The sequence below is a fragment of the Paenibacillus sp. CFBP 13594 genome, from assembly GCF_014842675.1.
Lineage (GTDB): Bacteria > Bacillota > Bacilli > Paenibacillales > Paenibacillaceae > Paenibacillus > Paenibacillus amylolyticus_B.
In genome coordinates this window covers 37,955-59,460 of the sequence record NZ_JACYVQ010000003.1, presented here as the reverse complement: position 1 = coordinate 59,460, position 21,506 = coordinate 37,955, and the positions used below count along the sequence as shown (strand labels likewise).

Annotated in this window: 12 protein-coding genes; 4 read left to right on the top strand and 8 right to left on the bottom strand. The window is 46.2% G+C overall.

Annotated features, from left to right (window positions below; genetic code table 11):
• Positions 1-330: 330 nt before the first annotated feature.
• Genes IFU39_RS11175 through IFU39_RS32655 form a run of 3 tightly spaced genes read left to right on the top strand, consistent with a single transcriptional unit; the run spans position 331 to position 1,354 of the window.
• On the top strand, positions 331-570 hold the full coding sequence (locus IFU39_RS11175) for a bacteriocin immunity protein (protein ID WP_192132624.1): 240 nt from the start codon (positions 331-333) through the stop codon (positions 568-570).
• Positions 570-1,100, top strand: coding sequence for a hypothetical protein (locus IFU39_RS11170; RefSeq protein ID WP_192132621.1), 531 nt, complete (start codon positions 570-572; stop codon positions 1,098-1,100). Before IFU39_RS11175 ends, IFU39_RS11170 begins: the two co-directional genes overlap by 1 nt.
• Entirely contained in the window at positions 1,097-1,354 is a 258-nt protein-coding gene (locus tag IFU39_RS32655) for a hypothetical protein (protein ID WP_206759555.1), read from the top strand. Before IFU39_RS11170 ends, IFU39_RS32655 begins: the two co-directional genes overlap by 4 nt.
• 233 nt (positions 1,355-1,587) lie before the next feature.
• Here IFU39_RS32655 and IFU39_RS11160 read toward each other — a convergent pair whose 3' ends face one another.
• On the bottom strand, positions 1,588-5,931 hold the full coding sequence (locus tag IFU39_RS11160) for an S-layer homology domain-containing protein (protein WP_192132617.1): 4,344 nt from the start codon (positions 5,929-5,931) through the stop codon (positions 1,588-1,590).
• Between the two features lie 31 nt (positions 5,932-5,962).
• Positions 5,963-8,344 carry an S-layer homology domain-containing protein gene (locus tag IFU39_RS11155; protein ID WP_192132615.1) on the bottom strand — a complete coding sequence of 794 codons (2,382 nt, stop codon included), beginning with the start codon at positions 8,342-8,344 and terminating at the stop codon, positions 5,963-5,965.
• A 386-nt stretch (positions 8,345-8,730) separates the two neighbouring features.
• Here IFU39_RS11155 and IFU39_RS11150 point away from each other — a divergent pair, with 386 nt between their 5' ends.
• Positions 8,731-9,519 carry a formate/nitrite transporter family protein gene (locus IFU39_RS11150; protein ID WP_017690511.1) on the top strand — a complete coding sequence of 263 codons (789 nt, stop codon included), beginning with the start codon at positions 8,731-8,733 and terminating at the stop codon, positions 9,517-9,519.
• 22 nt (positions 9,520-9,541) lie between these two features.
• Here IFU39_RS11150 and IFU39_RS32650 read toward each other — a convergent pair whose 3' ends face one another.
• The 6 genes from IFU39_RS32650 to IFU39_RS11125 form a co-directional block, all read right to left on the bottom strand.
• Positions 9,542-9,802 carry a hypothetical protein gene (locus tag IFU39_RS32650; RefSeq protein ID WP_206759554.1) on the bottom strand — a complete coding sequence of 87 codons (261 nt, stop codon included), beginning with the start codon at positions 9,800-9,802 and terminating at the stop codon, positions 9,542-9,544.
• Positions 9,784-10,770, bottom strand: coding sequence for a WXG100 family type VII secretion target (locus IFU39_RS11145; protein ID WP_192132613.1), 987 nt, complete (start codon positions 10,768-10,770; stop codon positions 9,784-9,786). Before IFU39_RS11145 ends, IFU39_RS32650 begins: the two co-directional genes overlap by 19 nt.
• 46 nt (positions 10,771-10,816) lie before the next feature.
• Positions 10,817-11,281 (bottom strand): acetyltransferase, encoded by a 465-nt coding sequence (locus tag IFU39_RS11140; protein WP_374954421.1) that lies wholly within the window; start codon positions 11,279-11,281, stop codon positions 10,817-10,819.
• Positions 11,282-11,435: 154 nt separating this feature from the next.
• A complete protein-coding gene (locus IFU39_RS11135; protein WP_223199963.1) occupies positions 11,436-13,004 on the bottom strand; it encodes a glycoside hydrolase family 30 protein in 1,569 nt (522 codons plus the stop codon).
• 144 nt (positions 13,005-13,148) lie between these two features.
• Positions 13,149-15,860, bottom strand: coding sequence for a beta-glucosidase (locus IFU39_RS11130; protein ID WP_192132611.1), 2,712 nt, complete (start codon positions 15,858-15,860; stop codon positions 13,149-13,151).
• A gap of 662 nt (positions 15,861-16,522) precedes the next feature.
• On the bottom strand, positions 16,523-21,493 hold the full coding sequence (locus tag IFU39_RS11125; RefSeq protein WP_192132609.1) for a DUF4132 domain-containing protein: 4,971 nt from the start codon (positions 21,491-21,493) through the stop codon (positions 16,523-16,525).
• Positions 21,494-21,506 lie beyond the last annotated feature (13 nt).

The following is a 21,506-nucleotide window of genomic DNA, read 5'->3' as shown; positions in this document are numbered from 1 at the left end:
TGACCCGTCTCGCTAAACGTATATTAATTTTTCTGGTCGCTATTATGCTTTTGGCCCAAATTCCTATGTTAAAAGAAACCTTAGCCCGAGGAGTTACTACGTTATATGTGAAGATAAAGTGTCCCGAACATTCCTTTCAATTCCAAGACTTCAACTACGAGTCTCATTTCGGGAACTATATCATTTCTTATACTGATCAAGACGAACAACGTATTAGTCTGATGCTTGAGCCCAAATTTTTTCCGGTGCTCATTACGTATGATCCATTGAATCAGCCCATGAAAGAATAGTAGGTTCACGATATTAATTATTCAGGAGGTGTAATTACATATGGACAATCGATCGCATCTGGTAGAATTGGTTCGCAAACTGATGGACGCCGAAGGAAGCGAAGCCGAGTTGGATGACATGTTGACGGAGCTACAACAGCGGGTGCCTCACGCTGAGATCAGTAACCTGATTTACTGGGATGATCGAGACCTGACGCCGGAACAGATTGTAGAGGAAGCGTTGGCAGCTCGTCCGATCATTCTTCCGCCCCCATCTTCATATTCTTCAGGAGGTGAATGATGCAGATGTCTGATATGAATCATTTCAATCATAACAACAATGAACACCCTGATTTTAACGAAATCAGTGGTGAAGAGAAAATCCAGGCACTTCGTGATCTGATCGAACTAACCGATAGCCAACTTACACATCAAGTTCTATCTATCGGTACGGATACACATGAAGAGGATCTCATCCGTATCGAAGCATGGCGAGCTTTGGGCATGGCCGAGTCTTCCTCACTTTTGGATGAAATTCGTCATGCTGCCGCACAACTTGTTCGTGACTCGGAAGAAGATGAGGATGTACAGATTTATGCTTTACAGACTCTGACCTTGTTACCTGCTACGGAAGCTGAGATTACGTTGGCCCAGGATGTATTGTCGGGGAATGCCTATATATTACTTCAAGGTGCAGCTTTTGCTATTCTTGCTGCTCACAAACATGTTCTTGGCGCAGTCCTTGCGCTAAAATCTCTTCAATCTCATCCGCATTTCGGCGATTCCGCCAAGCGAGAACTGCATTCCATAACAGGAAGTGATGATCTATGAATCAGGACCATGAACCATTTTCACCAGGAGCATCAGAAGAAGCAGAAGCATCAGGAGAGCATGCTACGAAGGCTGTTTACCTCACCCAAGGTGAAATCAACGCCCTACAGAAAGCTATTCTGTTCCTCAAGTTTGAATCTGAAGAGACGGCCCCTTACTCTATGCGGGCAGTCCGCTACTTAACAGTGTGTTGGAAATGGAACGGGATGTCAGCTCATTTGGTGAGTACGCCAAAGAACTTCACTCTCGTCTAAACGAATATGCGGAACGTTTCATGCGCGCCAAGGTGGGGCGTTCATATACAGAAGAATTGGCACCGCGTGAACGAACAGAGGAGCAGAAGAACGAAATTCTTAGATCCTGCATGTATCCGTATCCGGTTAAATGAAAAAATCCTCCATACTCTCTTTCAGAGCATGGAGGATTTTCATTTCGTTATTAGGACGTACCATCTGTTAAACTGAACATCATTGTAGCAAATACAAGTCTACGGTGTATGTTTGTCTACGTACTGTAGAGTCCCTTTAGGAAACTCATTCCATTCACCGGTTAATGAGAACTGTTGTGAACCTGTATATATCCCCCGTTTTCGAATAAACGTCCCGCCAGCAGGCATGAATTGATCATGTGAAGTTGGATCACCTAGGACATCTACGATTCGTCCATCTTTTCTCAGAATGAGCGCAACGACATTATACTCATTCGGATTATACAATTCCAATTCATCATTGTAGTACCAAGCTGACGTTATATCGAAAAAGTCGTAGAACGTATAATTGATGTTTAAATAAGGTAACCCTGCAGTAACATCAGATATGTTTTTTGTTGTCACTTTCATTGTGGATGTCTTTTTCATCCACTGATGAACTTCCAACTGATATCCGGTTGCTTTATGCGACGGATCACCGTCACCTGTGTAATAAAGTTGAACTACACTGCGTCCGTCCCCTGCATCTGCATACTGAGAGAAGAACAACTCTGAGGTGCCCTGATTTTTCGAGTTTACCTGAATGACCACGGCCCTACCGTCATCCCCTATAATCCAGAATAATAACGGAGATACACTCAAAGGGATCTGGGAAGTATTAATCGTATCCGGTCCTGTAAACGTCGAATCCGGCGTACCGCTATATACTTTAAAACTCGCCTGCCCAGGGAACCAATTGGAAGCTGTAAGGGTTAGAGGATCTATTACACCATACTTCGTGTTGATCTGCATAACTCCACCGTTAACCAAAGAAGAAGTGCGAACGTTGAAGGTGTAATCTACCTGTCCACCTTTTCCATCCTTTGCTGTTATCGTTAAAGGAGCAACTACATTCCCTGTTCCCGGTTTTAGTATAATCTGGTTACCATTAATGCTTGCATTCACCGCTTCATTTGAGCTGTTGCTTATCGTGAATTGCAACGCATCTCCATCGGGGTCACTGAATAGTTGACTCAGATCATACGTGCGCTCATTCGTTACATTAGGTGTCAATACTTGTTCGTAAATGCTACTTACTACCTCAGGGGCCAAGTTAGGGCCAGTAGGCTCTCCTTGTATAGTCACGCCAAAGGACGCTTGTTCACTACGCCCTTTCTGGTCATATACCGTTAACGTCACTGTCGTATTTCCTTCAGCAACTGGAGCAACAGCTATCAGTGAACCATTGGCAGAGACTGTCGCAATATTGGTATCTGCTGAGGAAGCATCCACCGTTAACGTGGCTGTATCAAAATTCATCAGGTACGACGTCAAATCAAGATTCAGAGCAGACCAAGGCCACGTTACCGTTTGATCCGGAATTGAACTGATATTCCCAGATTCAAGAACTTCAATGTCAATATAGGCTGACGCTTCTTTTCCATACATATCTTTTGCTTTGATGTTAGCTTGAAATTTGCCAACCTGTCTTGGATGAATAATCAGCTTGTTTTCTTGAATATCCACCGCTGCGATCAGGAGATTATTGAAATCAAGTGGTGTATTAAACTCTAATGCATCTCCATCAGGATCATCAAAATAATCCGAGAGATTAATGACCGCATCTTCCTTACCTACAAACACCGTTTGAGCAGGTAGATGCTGAGTAAGCACTGGAGAAGCATTAGGCTTAGGATTAACCCTTATCTGAAATGCAGTTGAAATGAGACCACCTTTTCCATCCTCAACTGAATAATAAATGATGTATTCTCCAAATTCTATAGCGGTAAAGTTCAGTACACCCGCTTCCTCCTTGACAATTAAGTGAGGATTAGAGGAGTATGCACTGAATGTGAGCGGGTCACCATCCGGATCTTTATAATAATCATTTAAGTCAACCGAGGGGATAGGATCGGTGAGGAAACCCAGGTATGCTTCAATCCATCCTGGTGAATTTCCTACCGGATTATGATTTGGAACGAGTAGAATATCGATTTCAAAGAAGTCTGTAGTAATTCCTCCGTTACCGTCATTCACTGTGTATGATATCGTATACGTCCCATTTTGAAGTGATGTTAACTTCAGTTCACCCTCATTCTCCTCTACTGTTACCCCGTCTGGATTGGATGAAGTCGCTGTATACGTCAAAGGGTCACCGTCTGGATCAGTATATATCTCGTTCAACTTTACTAGAGGGATGTCATCCCCCAGGTATACCTCTATTTTCGATGGAGCTTCCCCCACAGGCGCGCGATTGAGTGGTGGCAGAACAACAACTTTCATGTCGAGTTCAGTAATTCCCGTACTGCCATCATCTGCAATTTGTCCATCATCCACCTTAATTTTAAGAACAACTTCCCCTGCCTTTTTAGGCGTTAACCTCAATACAGATTCAGCATAGTTCGATTTCACGATTTCAGTGTCCACGATTTCCGGGGCACTGTTTGTTACACTGTATAGCAACTCCGATTCATACTTTACATCATCCATAACATAGACCATGAGATCCACATCCTTGCTACCTGACTCAGCTATCAATTCCTGATCAGGAATTGGTGATGCAAGAGGAGGTCTATTCACGTAGACTTCGAATGTGGATCTCAGCCTTTTACCACGACCGTCATTGGAAGTTACTGTTATGGTAGCCGTGCCATCCTCCAAGGGAACAACATCCAATTGCGATCCATTCAGGATAACCTTTGCAACGGCAGGTTTGGATGAACTGATCGTATAAGTTACCGAGTCACCATCCGGATCAGTCACATAGTTGTTTAGGTTTAACGTTGCTCCTTGTCCATTCCGCGTAAACTTGCGACTTTCGAATGATTTGAGTAGTTCAGGAGCACGATTGGCAACAACAGGAGATGTTCCGCCTCCACTCCCCCCACTTGCTCCCCCTAACGAAGGAGATACCGGATTTGGAGATGACGTTCCTGTATTTCCACTTACAACTGAGGACGAGACTCCAGCAGCCAAAGAAATCTCCGAAACTTTCACATTGCCCGCCACATTAACCTGCGCGGAAGGGTTTTTCACTTGAAGCTGTTGAATGGAGCCTGATGCATTAATGTTGACAGCGCCTGTCCCATCGACATTGAGTTGCTGTAAAGTGATGTTACCGTTGAGTTGCAGGGACTTGGATGTATTCATATGAACCGTATCAACGGCTCCTTGTAGCTCCACTTTGCTTGTACCTTCGAGAATATTTAATAACGGGAGATTAGCTGTTTTCCCGATATCAAGCATACTGTCTGATCTAATGTTGACTTCTTGAGTGCGGGTATCCCCTGTTAGTGCCACATGTACATCGCTTTTATCTACATCCACATTATTGAGAGTGGAATTGTCAAATACAACCGTATTACTATCACCGCCATAAACGAAGACAGACTGTTTCACACTGATATTTTTGGCATAAAAATCATGTTTGACCTCGGGGGCAATCGTCAGCTTGCCCTCGACTGTAAGTCCTTCCACTGAAACAAAGTCTGCCTTCGTCGTTAGATCCCCATGAATTATGGCGTCTCCACCATCCAATAGCAGATTTCCGCTAAATTCAGCTTTTCCTGGGGCTGCATCCTGACCCCCCGTTCTAATTTCCAACCCGTTGATCTCGGTGAGTGTATGATTTTGACTCTTAAACCGTATTCCAGCCTGAACCAGTACAGCCTTATTGCGATTATTCAAAAGGCCTCCCACTTGTTCAGAAATCTGATAGACAACACCGTTGATCTGAATCTGCTTTCCTTCGATTGACTGAATGACAGACAAGCGGTTTTCCGGGAATAGGGTCGACAACAACATGCCTATGGCTTCGCCCCGAACAAGCCCTTGTTTAACTTTATTAGGTCCCTGATATTCGCTTAGAAGTTCAGCCTTCTCAGCAGTTCGAATATATGGAGCAGCCCATGTACTCGCTTCTTTCCAATCTGAGGGAAGAGAATCTCCCTGAACTTCTTGTTTAGCCAAAGCCGTGGCTCTTACCAGAACTGTCACCAGTTCCTGTCCAGTAATCTGGGCCTGTGGACGGAAACGCCCTGTTGCATCTCCTTGTAAAATCCCCGCCTTCTTGACCGCATGAATCGAAGGTGCTGACCAACTAGTAGATTTCACATCCGTAAAAGATGCTGAGACTGACTTGTCCAGTGTGAGACCCAGAGCTTGAGCAAGAACAACTGCCAGTTCCTGACGGGTGATTGGGTCAGCTGCACGAACATTCCCATCCGGATCACCTTTGATGAACCCCATGGTTACGGCCCTATTCATAACATCGTTTAATTTGCTATTGTTATTATCATCTGAGGATATGTCAGACACAGACATAGTCTGCGCCTCCGACTTATCATGTTGTGCAGATACAGGTACAGTGTTGGAAAGAAGCAACGCAATCAAAGCGAGCTGCACAGTCCTTCTTATTTTGGACATAGATGTTCTCCTTCATATGGGATATTCAAAATTAAGGAATCAAAGGTGAGGATGTGTAGTTACCCAGACCGTTGTAATAGTTCTCTCCTTGTTGGATCCATCGTGCCCCGTCATAATTTGCATCACCATGAACATTGCCTGACGTCCTTGTTAAAGATTGCGCAGGCTTCAAGATGGCTGTATCCATAGGTTCCCCATCGTTAATCTGATAGAGTATCAAAGTAATGTCTTGGGGTTGATCAATATCAAAATTAAAAGACATATAATAGATTTCGTCCTCATTGATCGGGAAATCTGTGGAGTCATCGGCAATGACCATTGTTTTATAAGGTGCAATGATAGTTCCAGAAGCAAACGTAATCGGATCGTCTATATCACTACGTTTAATCTCAAAGTGACTGAGTTCAATTGGTTTGGACGTTGGATTATACAGTTCGATAGCCTGAGTAGTGCCTTCTCCCCAGACCACCTCGGAAATAAACAGGCCCTTCCCTGCATCCGGGTCCTCCACCTTAACCGTGAATGTGGTCTCAGCGTCTTTACCAGCGGGATCAGTAGCCTTGACGCTAACGGTGGCAGAACCATTAACATTCTTGAGATCTAAAGTCAATATATCTCCTTGTACACTCACTTCTACCACAGCGGGATCAGAAGATTGCGCTGAATACGATAGAATGTCGCCATCCATATCAGCGAACACATCAGCCAAATCAACTGTCTTACTCACGGTACCCAATTCAACCACAACAGTTGGCAGTGTTTTTACCACTTCAGGAGCATGGTTGATTGGTGGTTGTGGGATGATGATAGGCGGTAAAGGCGGGAATGGTGGTGGAACAAAGGCCGGTTTTACCAAATAAATGAATGTGGCCGATACACTTCCTCCTTTTCCATCTGCAGCTTTCACCGTAACCGTGGTTTGCCCTAAAGCAACGTCCACAATTTTTAATTTTGAATGCTGAATATTCGCAGTAGCGATGTTATGATCGATTTCGGTAATTTCATAGTTTAGCTCATCCTCATCTGGATCAGTAAATACAGCTCCAAGATCAACCTCTTGCATGCCTTGTCCGAAAACCACCATCATGTCAGAGATGTTAGACTGAACAACAGGCGGTTTATTCTGAGGAGACGGAGGTACAATAACCGGCGGCTCAGGTTCTGGAGTCGGTGTAGGAGTTGGTGTCAATGATCCTGAGCCAGTATTGGAGTTGCTTGCCACGGTATTGCTGGATGGTGCGGTTAGTGGCGGTGCACTACGAATGATCTGTGAGGTTACGCCGCCTTTTGGAAGAATAACTGTATTTGTTTTTACACTTGCCGGTAATTGAATAATGGATTTCACGTCTTTTAGCACAACTTCCTTCCACGTTCCACTTCCTAGAACAGTGACTTTGTCAGTCGTATCTACGGTTACCGCATCGATATCTCCATCAATCGTTATCGCACTTACGCCTGGCTTTAATACAACCTTGGACAAGGTATCAACCTTGAGAGCAACATGATTTGAAGAGACTGTGACCACACCTTGATAGGAGGTACCGACCATATTCAATTTCACGTAATTTTGTAGCGTGCCTGCTTGGGTGATCTGGATTTCTGATAAGGCAGACAGGTTACGTGTACGTGCATCATAAGTAATTACTGCGTTCTGCAATGCTTCTTTGTTCTCGTCATTCAAAATTCTTTGCAATGCCTGACTAATCACAAATGGACGTCCATCCACATAAGCAATATCTCCGTCCAGTGCAGTCAAAGAGGATGTCCGCTCACCCGTCTGGAAAACATCAACGAGAACTTTTGCTATATCTTGCCGCTCCACCAAAGCCTTGGATTCGAATTTCCCCTCATTGGAATCCAATAAACCCAGTTTCAACGCCGTATGTACCTGTTCTTTAGCCCAACCACTTATCGTAGATTCATCTGCAAGCGTCTGCTGTTGGCCTCCCTTTGCTCCTTGTGTTCCTGTAACTCTTACCAAAATGGAAGCAAGCTCTTCACGACGAATCGGATCGTTAGCACGGAAATCACCTGTTGCATCACTGGTCATCCATCCCTCTTGACGGATTGCTTCAATATAAGGAGTGGCCCAATCTGAATGGTTAAGCCCAGTGTTGGAAGTCTTATCAGTCTCTAATTGTGATGCTTTGGCCAACAACACAGCCATTTCTCTCCGAGTCAAAGGCTTGTCCGGGTGAAATGATCCATCTGGATAACCCGAGATCAACCCTTTCTCTACTGCTTCCTTTACCGCTTGAAGAGAGGACGATCGTATATCGTTCTGATCTGTAAAAACCGATGATACGGAGACTGTTGCTTCTCCGGTTTGCTCTGCTGCGTTGACAAATTGAGTTCCCCACAGCATGCCTACTACCAGTGAAGTCAGCAACACTTTTTTCCAATCCTGATTCATATTTGTTCCTCCCAATAAAACTTCGTTTTCCGCACAAATTTTATCAAGATGCTCTGAACAAATTCTGAACAAAACAACTAGTAAAAAAACCAGATAAAAGAAGATTATATCGATGTAACCCATACACATTTCACTTAACATGGGCACAGATTGTTTTATATAAATTTCGGGATTTTGGAACGAAAAAAATATGCAAATAACTATTCAAAAAATGCAAACAATATGAACACATATTATAAGTTCACATCCAAAATAAGATTAAATTGGTTAAAGATATTCTTTTTCTGAAAAAGCGTGTTACTATCTCAAAAATCGTTATAATAAAAGGAACTTGGTGAGATTTGTAAGTTAATGCAATCATTCAACTTAAATATTGGAGGATAATTATGGAAACGGAAGCTTTACGCAACGTGGAACAACTGGCTCTGAAGAAACACAAGATTTACAAACAAAGTTTAATCAGGTACCTCGCACGCTCCATGCTGGCCAGTATGTTTATCGGATTCGGCGTCATCGTGGCGTTTAAGACAGGTAACTTCTTTTATATGGAGCAGTCCCCGTTTACCTATCCGATGGCGGCAATTACGTTTGGCGCGGCCATCATTCTGATCGCCTATGGCGGGGGTGACCTGTTCACGGGCAATACGTTTTATTACACGTATGCGGCGCTGCGCAAAAAACTGCGCTGGTTCGAAGTGATCAAGCTGTGGATTGCGAGTTATAGCGGTAACCTGATGGGCGCAGCTGTGTTTGCCCTGTTAATCTACCTGACCGGATTGTTCGACTCGTCTCAGGTGAACGGTTTTCTGTTAAGCGTGGTGGAGCATAAGATGGAAGTTCCAACCATGCAGCTCTTTTTCCGGGGAATCCTGTGTAACTGGCTTGTATGTATGGCGTTTTTTGTCCCAATGTTCATGAAGGAGAATGGAGCCAAAATGTTTGCCATGATGCTCTTTGTGTTCTGCTTCTTCATCTCGGGATATGAGCACAGCATCGCCAATATGTGTACGTTCGCGATTGCACTTGTGCTGAACCACCCGGGGACGATCTCATTTGAAGGTGTGCTTCACAACCTGGTTCCCGTGACCTTGGGTAATCTGGTGGGCGGTGTGCTGCTGATGGGCTTTATGTATTATGCGGTGAACAAACCGTTTCTGGATGAAGAGACACATTAATCTTTGGCAAAAAAAGATCTCCTTACAGTCCGGTCCGTTGACCGTGGCTAATCGGTAAGAAGAATCCAAAACACCCCGGCATCCTTCCCATCTCAGGGAGAAGGTTGCCGGGGTGTTTCTCTATAGGCAGGCTCATGGATAAGCCGCCTGCCCTCCACACACATAGCCATGTGTCACACAACCACATGGCTCCATGCGGTGGGTCGGCAAGCGGGCCGCAACCAGGTTGCCCTGTGTTGCCCGCTTGCCAACCCCATCCGTGGCTTAGAAGTAATCCCGCCACGGAGTATATTCAATATCGTTGTCGCCACGCGTGACCACGATCATATTCTCCATTTTGCCCGTATCCTTATTGGTACGGTAGATCATCGTACGTGTCTCGCCTTCCTCCGGCACGGAGAACAGGAATTTGTCCGCAACGAAGGATGAACCTAGTCCTGTCGCATGTTCCGTGAAGGCAGAGCCCGTCTTGCTTGTGAGCAGCAGACCAATGCCGTAGGCTGTAGCCGTTTGTGCTGCTTTGCCAAAGAGATGCTCGCCTTGACTGGTGGTGTGCGTTTGCTCCGAATACTTATACTTTTCCGTATCTTTGGTATAGTCCACCACATTGCCCTGTTTATCCAGACTGATGGTGGTCGTTTCGCCCTTGTCGCTTTTTACCTGGTACGTACCGACGATGGAATCCTCGGTTATTTTTAACGTCTTGCCCGTGTTGGGGTCAGTCTGATAGATTACATCTTCATACTGAAGCCGAATGATGTTCATGCTGGCCTGAATCTGCTGCGCCAGTTCTTCGTCACCCATCTCTTTGGCTTTCTTCAGCATTTCCTCATAGTTCTGGTATTTCTCGGCATCCTTCTCATCCCATTCATCCATGTTCTTTGGTGGACCTGGTGTTTTGTCCAGATCATCGCCTTTATTTTTGCCCATGGTTGATAAGGCCCGCGCTGCGGTCAGCGCCGTCATGATTGCCTGGCTCACCGCCTCCTCATCTGTCGTGCGGAAACGCTCGGCAATTTTCTTAAGCTCCGACTGAATGGACAGAACCAGTTCCAGAACAGATTTCATCGTGCCTTGAGCCGTTGAATAATCGTTATAAAAACGCTCACGCTCCATGCCATCCCAGTTGCTGCGCATGACACTCATCTTGCCGTCCAATGTGGACATGAAGCCCGATAATTGCTGATGTGCCTGAGCGAACTGCCCACTGACCGTCTCCAGTTGTTCCGGTGTCACCTTGATCTGTGTCATCCTGCACACTCCTCATCCTGGTCATCTATAACTCATGGTCTATCCATTACGGCAATCTCTCGGCCTCTTCCTGTTTGATCTCCAGATGTAACAGCGGAAACGGATTACCGGAACTATCCAATTCAGACCGCCCCATCTGTACAAATCCCATCTTTTCATAGAATCGGGCTGCCCCAGTATTCTGCTCATTAACATCCACCTTGAGGTGACGGCCTTTGATTTCGAAGGTATGGTTTATTAGCAGACGTCCCAGACCCTGTCCGTGTTGGCTTGGATCTACAAACAACATCTCGATAAAGTTATCATCCACACCAATAAAACCCACGGGTTGTTGCTTCGTATTGAGCACTTCCCAAATCTCAACTTGTTTTTGTTGCAACACATCACTCACCACTTTTTTGTAGAACTGAATGTGATGCTCTTCCAAAAACGTATGGGTTGCCCGCACAGCACTCTCCCAGATTCCAACCAACTTGTCATGATCCTGTTCCCGATATGCAACGACTAACATGTCCAACGTATTCTCCTTTTCTATTAAAAGTAAAAGGTTATGTAAAAGCCCGATCCTTGGATCGGACTTGTTTAAGACATCATATTTGAAATAACTCTACGTTTATTTTACCATGTCCATCATTCAATCTGTACCCATAATTTCCAATCTTGAGTCAACGTTCTACCCCCGTTTTTGGTTTCCAACGGAAGGTTGCTGCCGACTGGGAAGGCAGTGTATATTGAAACGAATCTCCGCCCATGACTACATCAAAGGAAACTTCTACCTCACCCGTATTAGCTGCAACCAGCACCATCGTTCCATCCGGATTGCGGAAGGTTACGTTCTCGATCTTGCCTTGTTCTTGCGTGGATTCAACTCTCACAGCCCCCGGACGCACATAACGGCTGATGTGGCCTAACGCATAATACTCGACATTTCTGGTGATTTCATCACGCTCCGGGTCAATCGTCACAACCCCACGACAGTTCTCACAGCCACCGTTCGTGGGTCCACCTTGCGGATCAAGTGCAATGTTCCAGAGCAGCACATTTTTCGCCCAGTTGCGAGGTGCACCAATGATGAGATTGGACATTTGCCAGATCAGATTCTCGCCAAAATCAGGACTCCACTCCCCACCACTACATTCGGTAAAATAGATATTTTTGTCTGGGAAGCGCTCATGCACTTCCGACATGGTAGATGGATCACCTGCATAACAGTGAAAAGCAGATCCATCGATATATGCAGTGGCCTGCTCATCACCAAGCACCTTACCGGTATATTCGACCGCCTGATCCCAGTTATGATCATACGCGATGATTCGTGTGTCCAGTTCTGCATCCTGTAGCGCCAGGCCGAGATAATCCCGTATGAACATCGCTTGTTCTTCGGCGCCCATACTCATACTCGGATATTTATCCGAGGTGAACTCCGGTTCATTTTGCAACGTGATCCCGTAGATGGGAATGCCCTTCGCCTGATAAGCTTCGATATATTTCACAAAATATCTCGCATACGCTTCATATACCTTGGGGTTGTTATAATCCAGATACCAGCCGTTAGTGGTCTTCTCTTCCCCGTACTTCATCCAGGCCGGGGCCGTCCACGGTGTGCCCAGCACTTTAAGATCCGGTTTCAACCCAACTGCACGCTCCAACATATTCACAACTTCCTGATCCTTATCGATCGAAAAGTGTTCCATCTCATAATCCGTGCCGGATTCGATATCATCATAGGTATAACTTGAAGCCACACCTGATTCATCTACCGAATAATCGGAGGCACCAATCGTATGACGCACCATATCCAAGTTCAGCCCTTCCGTCGAGAACAGGTCCTTCAGCAGTTGCTCTTGTTGTTCCTCTGGAAGCACGTTGATCAGATGTGCCGATGAACCCGTCATCGCTGCGCCAAATCCATCCATAGTCTGATACGTCTTGTCCGGGTCAATCTGTATGGTGAACGCCGACGAAGAAATGTCTGGCTCCTGCGTTGAAGAAACTGAAGAACTTGTGTCTGCATCATGGTGATCTGTAATTGGAATGGGCTTCTGTGGTGTAAGCAGATTTTGCTGATCTCCCGTGGTTAGCCAGACTTCGGCCGCTCTCTGCTTGTCCACAACCGGTGGAGGAATGGATTGTTCATTTCGGTTGAGGATAAGCGAAATTCCTCCAACGATACAACAAACAGCGATTAACAGGATCATCCATCGTTTGGGATGCTCTCGCCAGCCTATGTTCATCACGCTTCACTCTCCTTCCATTGTGGAAAAAGCCGCGGCCACTAGGCCACGACTCAATTTCCTAATCTATATGAATTAGAACAAACTGCATTTGACACAATTAACTTCACTGGGAGAACACCTTCCAATCTCCCTGATTGAACTTTATTTACCGGACTTGCTTCCGATATTCACACTGCCTGTTAGACGGATATCATCCGATGCACTGCCAACATACACTTGGACTTTACCCTTAGGCATTACCCATTCATGGGATGTTTCATCCCAGTAGGACAATGCGCTGCGATCCAGTTGAATGTTGACCCGCTGCTGCTTGCCTGCCTTCAGATCTACCTTCGCCCAACCAGCAAGCTGCTTCTCTGGCGTTTCAACTTTAGTTGGCAGATTGCCAACATAGACCTGTACAACTTCTGCACCGGAAACTTTACCGGTGTTACGCAGATTCAGGGATACTTCTACGGTTTCCTTATCACCTTTGCCAGTGTTTTTCACATGCAGATTACGATAATTAAATTCGGTATACGACAGTCCGTGTCCAAAGGCAAACGCCGGTGTCATGCCTTCTTTGTCATATCCTTTATACCCTACAAAGATACCCTCGGAATAGTTGCCCACCCCGTTAACACCCGGGAATTGTTCCGCAGTGGATACCGGGGTCTGGGAATCATCTGATGGGAACGTCACCGGCAACTTACCGGATGGATTCACATCACCAAACAGCACACGTGCCACTGCATTACCTTGTTCCTGACCTGCATACCAAGCCTGAACGATGGATGGCACTTCTTTTTGCCAGGAATCCATTTCAACAGCGCGACCACTCATTTGCACCACAATCGTTTTTGGATTGGCTGCTGCTACCTTGCGGATCAGCTGCTCCTGGTTATTCGGCAGCTCCAGGTCGGAACGGTCGACGTAACCTTCACTGTCATACGTACGAGTTACCACGACGGCAACATCGGATTTTTTCGCCAGCTCAACTGCTTTTTGCATTTTGATATCCACAGCGTCTTCTGGAGCTTCCCAGCCAAAACGAACCTGTGCGCCCATATCATGATTGGTCTGTACCGGGAAATCCGTACGATACTCAATTCGAATATTGTGGGACTCGCCTTCTTTGAATGTGATTTCTTTCTTCGTTGTACTCAATGTTTCACCTTGATTGTCTACGAGCAGCTTATCATCCACATACAGCTTCGCAGAACCGAGACTGGTCAGAGACAGCTTATATTCACCCGTTTGGGGTGCTGTGATTGCCCCTGTCCAACGAGCGGACATTTTGGCATTGAATTTGGTTGGTGTCACTGGAAGCTTGGAAGATTGTGCGTTAAAACCTTCATAGTTGTAGAATCCAAGATTCATGTTGACCTGATTATCTGTACGAACCAGAGAAGGGTTACCCTCCATATCTTTATTCGTCCAGTATTCAGCACGCAGACCATATTCCGCACGATCTGTACCATAGTCTCTTTCGCTTTCCTGAGCATCCGCTGGTGATAAAAGAGTGGAAGGTACGGCGGATGGTCCATTAAATGCATCTCCTGCGGAGATAGGATCCGTTCCGGCAGCATATTTTACATCCACACCGTTACCGGCACGGTTACGAATTCCTTGAAGCGGACTTACAGTATACGTCGGATTAACCAGACTGCTACCTCCACCAGCAGCAGATGCGTTATCTGCATCCGGACCGATGACAGCGATGGATTTCACGTTTTTCTTGGACAGCGGCAGCACATTATCGTTGTTTTGCAAAAGAACCATGCTCTCTTCTGCAATTTCACGTGCCTGTTTGCCGTCTTTCTTGGCATTGATTTGTGTATTCGTTACAGGGTTATCGAACAGTCCTTTATCGAACATTTGAAGCAAAATGCGTCTAACCTTCTCATCAATGGTTTGCTCGCTGACTTCACCTTTGTTCACGGCTTCCAGCAATTTGTCTCCCCATTTGCCATACGGCTCTCCAGGTGTCTCCAGATCCAGACCCGCATTGGCGGATTTGGCTGTGCTGAAGTTTGCACCGTAGTCACTCATGACAAACCCTTCGAAGCCAAACTGATCCCGAAGGACATTGGTCAGCATCTCCTTGTTCTCACAAGCGTATGTACCGTTCACTTGGTTAAATGAACACATTGCCGAACCGAGATCCGCTTTTTCAACCATCGCCTGGAACGGACGTGCATAGACTTCCTGAATCGCACGTTCGCTGGCTGTTGCATTGGTCGTGAAACGTTCCGTCTCCTGGTTGTTCAGGATGTAGTGTTTAGCTGTCGCGATAACCGGATTGCTTTGAATCCCGTTCACATACGCTGCACCCATGCCCGAAGCCAGTAGCGGATCTTCCCCGAGAGATTCAAAGTTCCGGGAACCCCATGGTGTACGTGCAATATCCAGCCCAGGGCCGAGAACTACATTATGTGTGGTATCATGTGCTTCCTGACCGATGAGATCGCCATATTTCTTGGCAAGATTAGTATCCCAGGAAGCGGCAAGCGCGATGGGTGCAGGCAATGCCGTGGACTTTTTGTCCTGTACATCCGGGTTAGCCACACGTACTCCTGCGGGTCCATCTGCCATCTGTAATGCTGGAATACCGAGGCGCTCCAGTCCATCATTATAGAAACCATAATAGTTATTTACTTTACCGGTTACGAATCCAACTTTCTCCTCCAGCGTCATCTCCTTGAGCAGCAGATCGGTACGTTCCTCCGCTGATAGAGATGTGTTCATCCAAGGCCGATTGGCCCCCGATTCCGCCTCCGCGGCGAAGGCGTGTAGCGGCATAGCCGCAACCGCCACGATGATTAATAACATAAACCATCGTTTGAGGAAAATCAGATTGAGTCTTCTGTTCATGTTGTAAGTTCTCCTTCTCTCTTGATCATTTTTCTTGTGCACATATTGAATACATGTATACAAGGGAATGCAAACTGGCTAGATCCCAGTCTTTCAAGCATTCAGGTCGTCCTGCACATGGCTTCTGAAACTGCAGCCTGCAAGCAAGTCAGCAGATTTCGCTTCCTAACGATAGCCGACATGAACATGAATTACATCCCCTTAAATTTGGTAAATGACCGATTAGAACAAGCCTAGTTCTTTGGAATCACCATATTAACAATTCAGATAACATAACAAGAAAACGAATTATTTACATTTCCGTAACTACTTTCGAACAAATTCTTTACTTTTAAAAACAGTCGGTTCGACCCACTCCCGATCAACCAATTAATGCAATTAATTATCAGATTAAGGAATATGTCGATACACTCTGGGTCCTAAGTCTATTTGAAAACGGAACCAATCCGGTCCAATGAAATATCCAAAAATATAAAAGCAACTGAGGTCCCTTTTAACAGGTTCTTCAGCTGCCTTTATGTTGGAATTGCTCCATATTGTCCACTTTCCATCCATGATTCTTGTTCTACACTTGTTATATTGAGATTTGAAGTTACATTGAAATCGGAGTAACAAATAAAAAAACCGCCCCACGGGGCGGTTCACTTCTAGTTCGTTCACTTCTAATTCTGTAACTGCGCAAGGATCTGCGGGTCCTTGATCTTTTTATCTTCGGCGAGCAACATCACCTTGGACAGAATCTCAGCTGTTCTCGGATCTTCATCGAGGAATGGCAGGAAGATTCGACCCCGATGCTGACTGTGCACCGGTACGATATGAAGTGCACCTGTGGCTTGTTTGAACACATTACCACTCCCCAGATGAACAGCATACTCACCCAATTCACCATCAATTCTTGCGTAATTCCCATCCAAACGTACATTGTCGATCTTCAGCAGACGCAACGACTCGTTCACAATGACGTGACGCATCTCGATTGTTGTCAGGCTGGCTTCCGGATCTACGCCTCCCACATGTGCAACGCTGACCACCAGGTCGATATCACGCATAACTTCCGAGAAGAACGTCAGCGGTACATCTTGCAGCGCTACAGGTTTGTAGCTCTTACGATCGTAGAACTGCACCGTCTCCAAGGTAGGCGCCTCGGTATCTGCTGGTGAGAACCAATCTGCCATGGCATAAAGATTCGCAATCAGATTGTGCTCGTAACTTACCTTCTGCAGTCCTTCCTCATAACTGACAGTCCATTGGCGCCCTTTAAGCAGAGCTACTGCTTTTTTCGGTTGAATCTGATACCCAGCGTATCGACGAGACACCGTACCATTAGCCAATTCGTCCTCGTTAGGAAGATATAGCTCTCGGAATACCTGCTTGAACGGCTGACGCTCCTGACGGGTGAACAGATCCCGCTGGAATTCACTCCAGCTTCCGCTCTGATACAGATGAAGCGGATGAGCAATAAACAGTTGATCCTGTTCCGCTAGTGCATGGTTCGTACCCTCCGGCCCTGGAGCAACCAAACCATTGGATGCTACATCGAATCGTCCCGTCTTGTCACCTGACTGGAATACAAGTGTTCTTACCAGCGGATGTATAACCGGATTTTGCATCAGACTGGCGATTTCCTCACGTGTAAAGGACGTTCCAGCAGTCATCGAACGTTCCAGCTCCTGCCGTGCCCGGCGATACTGATCCACCAGATCCGATTTGAGCTCTTTCAGTTCAGCGATATATCCATCTTTTTTGAACCGAGCTGGTACAGATTTGAGTGTCTTGCCTTTGCTAACGATAACCATCTCGGGTTGGCCTTCCTCATCGATGACCAATTGCGCTGTCGTGTCAGCATCCAATGCATGAGGTTCAAAGAAGGATTTCATCTCATCCAACTTACGTGCTTCCATGTCCCACATCAGCCGCGTAACATCGGCATAACCTGCATTACGAGCAAGATTGCCCAGTGCAATCTGTGATGCCACACCTTCACTGGCACGACGTTGTGCACCGAATTGTTTGCTCTGCATCAGAAACTTCTGAATGAAGTCGTATCGCTCACGCAGATCCTGTTCGCGATTTACAGCGAATGGAATCAAACTGTAGGTTAACAAATGATCTTTGTTTCGCTTGTCTGACACGGAATCACGCATATCGTCCAGTCGAAGCTTGCCCAGTGCAGCATCTGCGAACAATTGGGATCTGCGGTGGTTAGATCCACCGGAAATGTACTTGGCACAATCGTATAACAGATTGAACCGTTCCTCCCCGACAGCAGCATAAGCCTCCTCGAACCAGGCGATATCAAACGCACCTTCATTAAAGTCCTGTGGTGAGATTGGAGAATAGTGGGCCACGATGGTTTCTTTCTCCGCAGTAAATCGTTCATTAATATGAGCATGGAAGTACCAGGCTGCACTGCGAAGACCTTCCCATCCCAAATGTTTCGCAACAATCTCCATCCACTGCGGGGCGTACATGGCTGCCTCCAGCAATTTTTTCTCATTCACCGGATACTTCTGGAGCAATTCTCCAAGACGCTTCTCATCTTCTCCATCCCGTGGATGACAATTCTGAATTAGATAGCTAAACGTCTCTTTACGTGTTGTGTTGTCTCCATAGCTATAGATATATCCACGGACAAATGTATCCTGATCCATCGCCGAGACCAGATGTACCCAGTGTTCCATGCCTTCAATTCGTTCCAGTTTCATGGCAAGTGTACTTACTTCTGTAGAGAGTTCTCCCCGGGTCAGCTCAATCTCCAGAATCCGATTAACGACCGTATCCCGTAAGTGAATCAGCTTCGGATCACTTGCGATCCCTTCTGTACGAGTGGATGTTAAGTTCCGAATAAACATCAGACGATTCCCACCGACCAGCACCTGTCGATATATCTCCTGTTCATCAATCAGGTTCAACTGGTACGCACGCAGGAAATCTTCAAGTGACAGTAAAGACAGCGGTTGACTACTCTCTACAAGACTGGTGAACTGGTAAGCTGTCTGGAAGAAACGTTTGAAGCTGTTGTCGTCATGGATTTTGCCACGAACTACATAATTCCAAGGTCCAGTCAGAATATGAAGCATGCCTGACTCTTTCTCGAGTCGATCAGCAGGCATACTCGCGATGATGGAGGCCCAGGTTTTCTCAGCTATCTCAAACGTGTCGATCGGATCGCTATCCAAAAATGCCGCCGATATCAGTGCCACTACCTGATCTTTATACGTCAACGAATCCAGCATCTGCTGCAGCTTTTCGATGTCATCCAGAGGATAGGTCTGTTCAGCAAACGTCTTGCGCCAGCCTTCCAGTAACGGAATCTTTTGCAGTTCTTCATAGCCATACTGATCATGGAAGTAACTGTAATGGTCGCTCAATTTGCCATTGAAATCCCCGAGCTGTATACCCATATACAACTGCATCAGTTCCACACTGCTAAACCCGGCATGTTGAATATAGTTCTCCCATACGTCATGAAGCGGAAACTGTTCCATTTGCTTCATTTCATTCCGCTCTCCATACGGAACCTTGGAGCGAAGACTCGCTCCGATTAACAATGTGTCTTTGTAGCCAGCGTAGTATTCCACCTGGTACTCATAATCCCTGTGTTCATGCACTAATTCACTAAGTCCCTCCAGAAATGGTCTGGTCTTATCCAGAGAGAGTGTAAAGATATCCTTCGGATTATGGCCCTTGAGATCACGCTTCTCATCCAGCAATGGCTCACGTCGCTTCGGATCAAATAAACCAAATCCATTAGAGGCTGTGTAACGACTCCCCTGATCGGTCAGCTTATCCAGCAGTTTCTGCTCCTTGGCAGTGGGTGTCTCAATCAGCTGCGCCAATGGCTGCAATTGCTCCCGCTGATCTATCCGCTCTGGATCTGCCGCAATCTCGGTCAATAATTCGAGCGCACCCAAGCGCTGCAGTTCACTCTTGGCCTCCAAAAGTCGCTTCAGCGAGACCGCCAATTGGTCCACGGGTTGTAGTAACAATACATGGATGACCTTCTGACGAAGTGAGCCTGTTTTGAGCTTCATCAACGCCTCCATCTGTTTCATCTCATCAACCGTCAACGTGAGCAGCTTCGCTTTGGCGAGTGCACTCTCCCGATTACTGATGCTTTTATCAGACAAACTCTCAAACACAAACTGTCTTTGTACCTCATTATCGGGATGCTGAACAAACTGGGACAACAGCTCTCCGCGCAGTTCCGGGCTCAATCGGTCCTTGATTGCGATGACCTCCCCGATCCATTCCGGGTCCATATCATATGCAGCCAAATATAACATTTTCTTGACTACATCATCCGTATCAATCTGGTAGTGAACATACTCAAGTACACCCGATGGTCCACCTGACCCGCCTTTTGGAATGGCAGCCAGCATCTGTTTGAACTGATCAAAGTCCTTACGCCGCAAGGCCTTATCTCCCAGAGCAGGTAATGGCCACACGTAGACACTACGCTGATTCTCTCCATTCTCGAAACTCCAGTTGTACATATACATCGCATCATAATTGCTCACAATCCAGTGCATCAACTCGGTATCCTGCGCCTCCAGATAACGACGTGCAATGTCCAAACGAAGCTCTCGGTTCTGGCTGTTAGCCAGTACATATTGGGCAACAATCTTCTGATATAACTGACCTTGATCCATAATCTCGATGATCTTGCTCTTCAATTCATTCTCTTCAATGACCGCTGTCGCCCACAGACTGATAAAGAGTTTGTTGGCGTTAGCTTCCTGTTGCCAGGCCTCGCGTATTTCTGGTTGCACAAGCGCCTGATAGGCCTGTTCAATCAACTGTGAGGCAACACGCTGGTTGGCTGCTTCTATGCCGATCCCCGTCCATACGGCAAGCGCTCTTACCACGGAACTGAAACGAATCAGGTTGTTGTCGATAATGATTTTTAATATGTAAATATAGGCTTCCAGTGTCCCTTCATCCATCCGCTCCACAATGCTTTGGCGCAGCCCTTCCTGCAACCTTGCTGCAACGAGCAGCTCACCCACCATCTGATAGGCATCCGCCTGATCGCTCATGAATATGCCTTTGATCATTTCATGGGTTAACAACGCCGTCTGATTGTCACCATAGATAATATCATGCAGCGCCTGCTTCATATCTCCGCCCTGATGATCCAGTTCATAAGCGATACAATCCGCCAGAACCCAACGGATCTCATGGAGATAATCCAGCTTGTACTCACGAAGTGACACATATTCTTCCAGGGAGAAATTTTTCATTTCCATACGGAACAATCCCATCAGTTTACGGATGACTTGTTCTACATGCTGCTCCGGATCGGATGTGCGGAAAGGCCGACGTTCATAGTTGTTACTGTATGGGAAACGAGTCGCACGCTCTGCGATATAACGGAATCGTGCAACCAATGACTCGCTCGCCAGATGCTGTAGCACATCCAATAGTGGCTCGAATAATGGTTTCTGCGTTTCTGCAGCCAACCTTTCAAGCAACTTGTCAGTATTCAGAAACATCTTTTCGTCTCCACGCAAATACGTAGACCCGGCGATCTCCACAACATAACCTGCCAGCTCAAGCTGTACCCCTGTTAACGACTTGGCTCTTTCCTGCAATCCATCCATATACACCTGTACTTGCTCTTCCTGATTCATCCTGTTCTCCTCC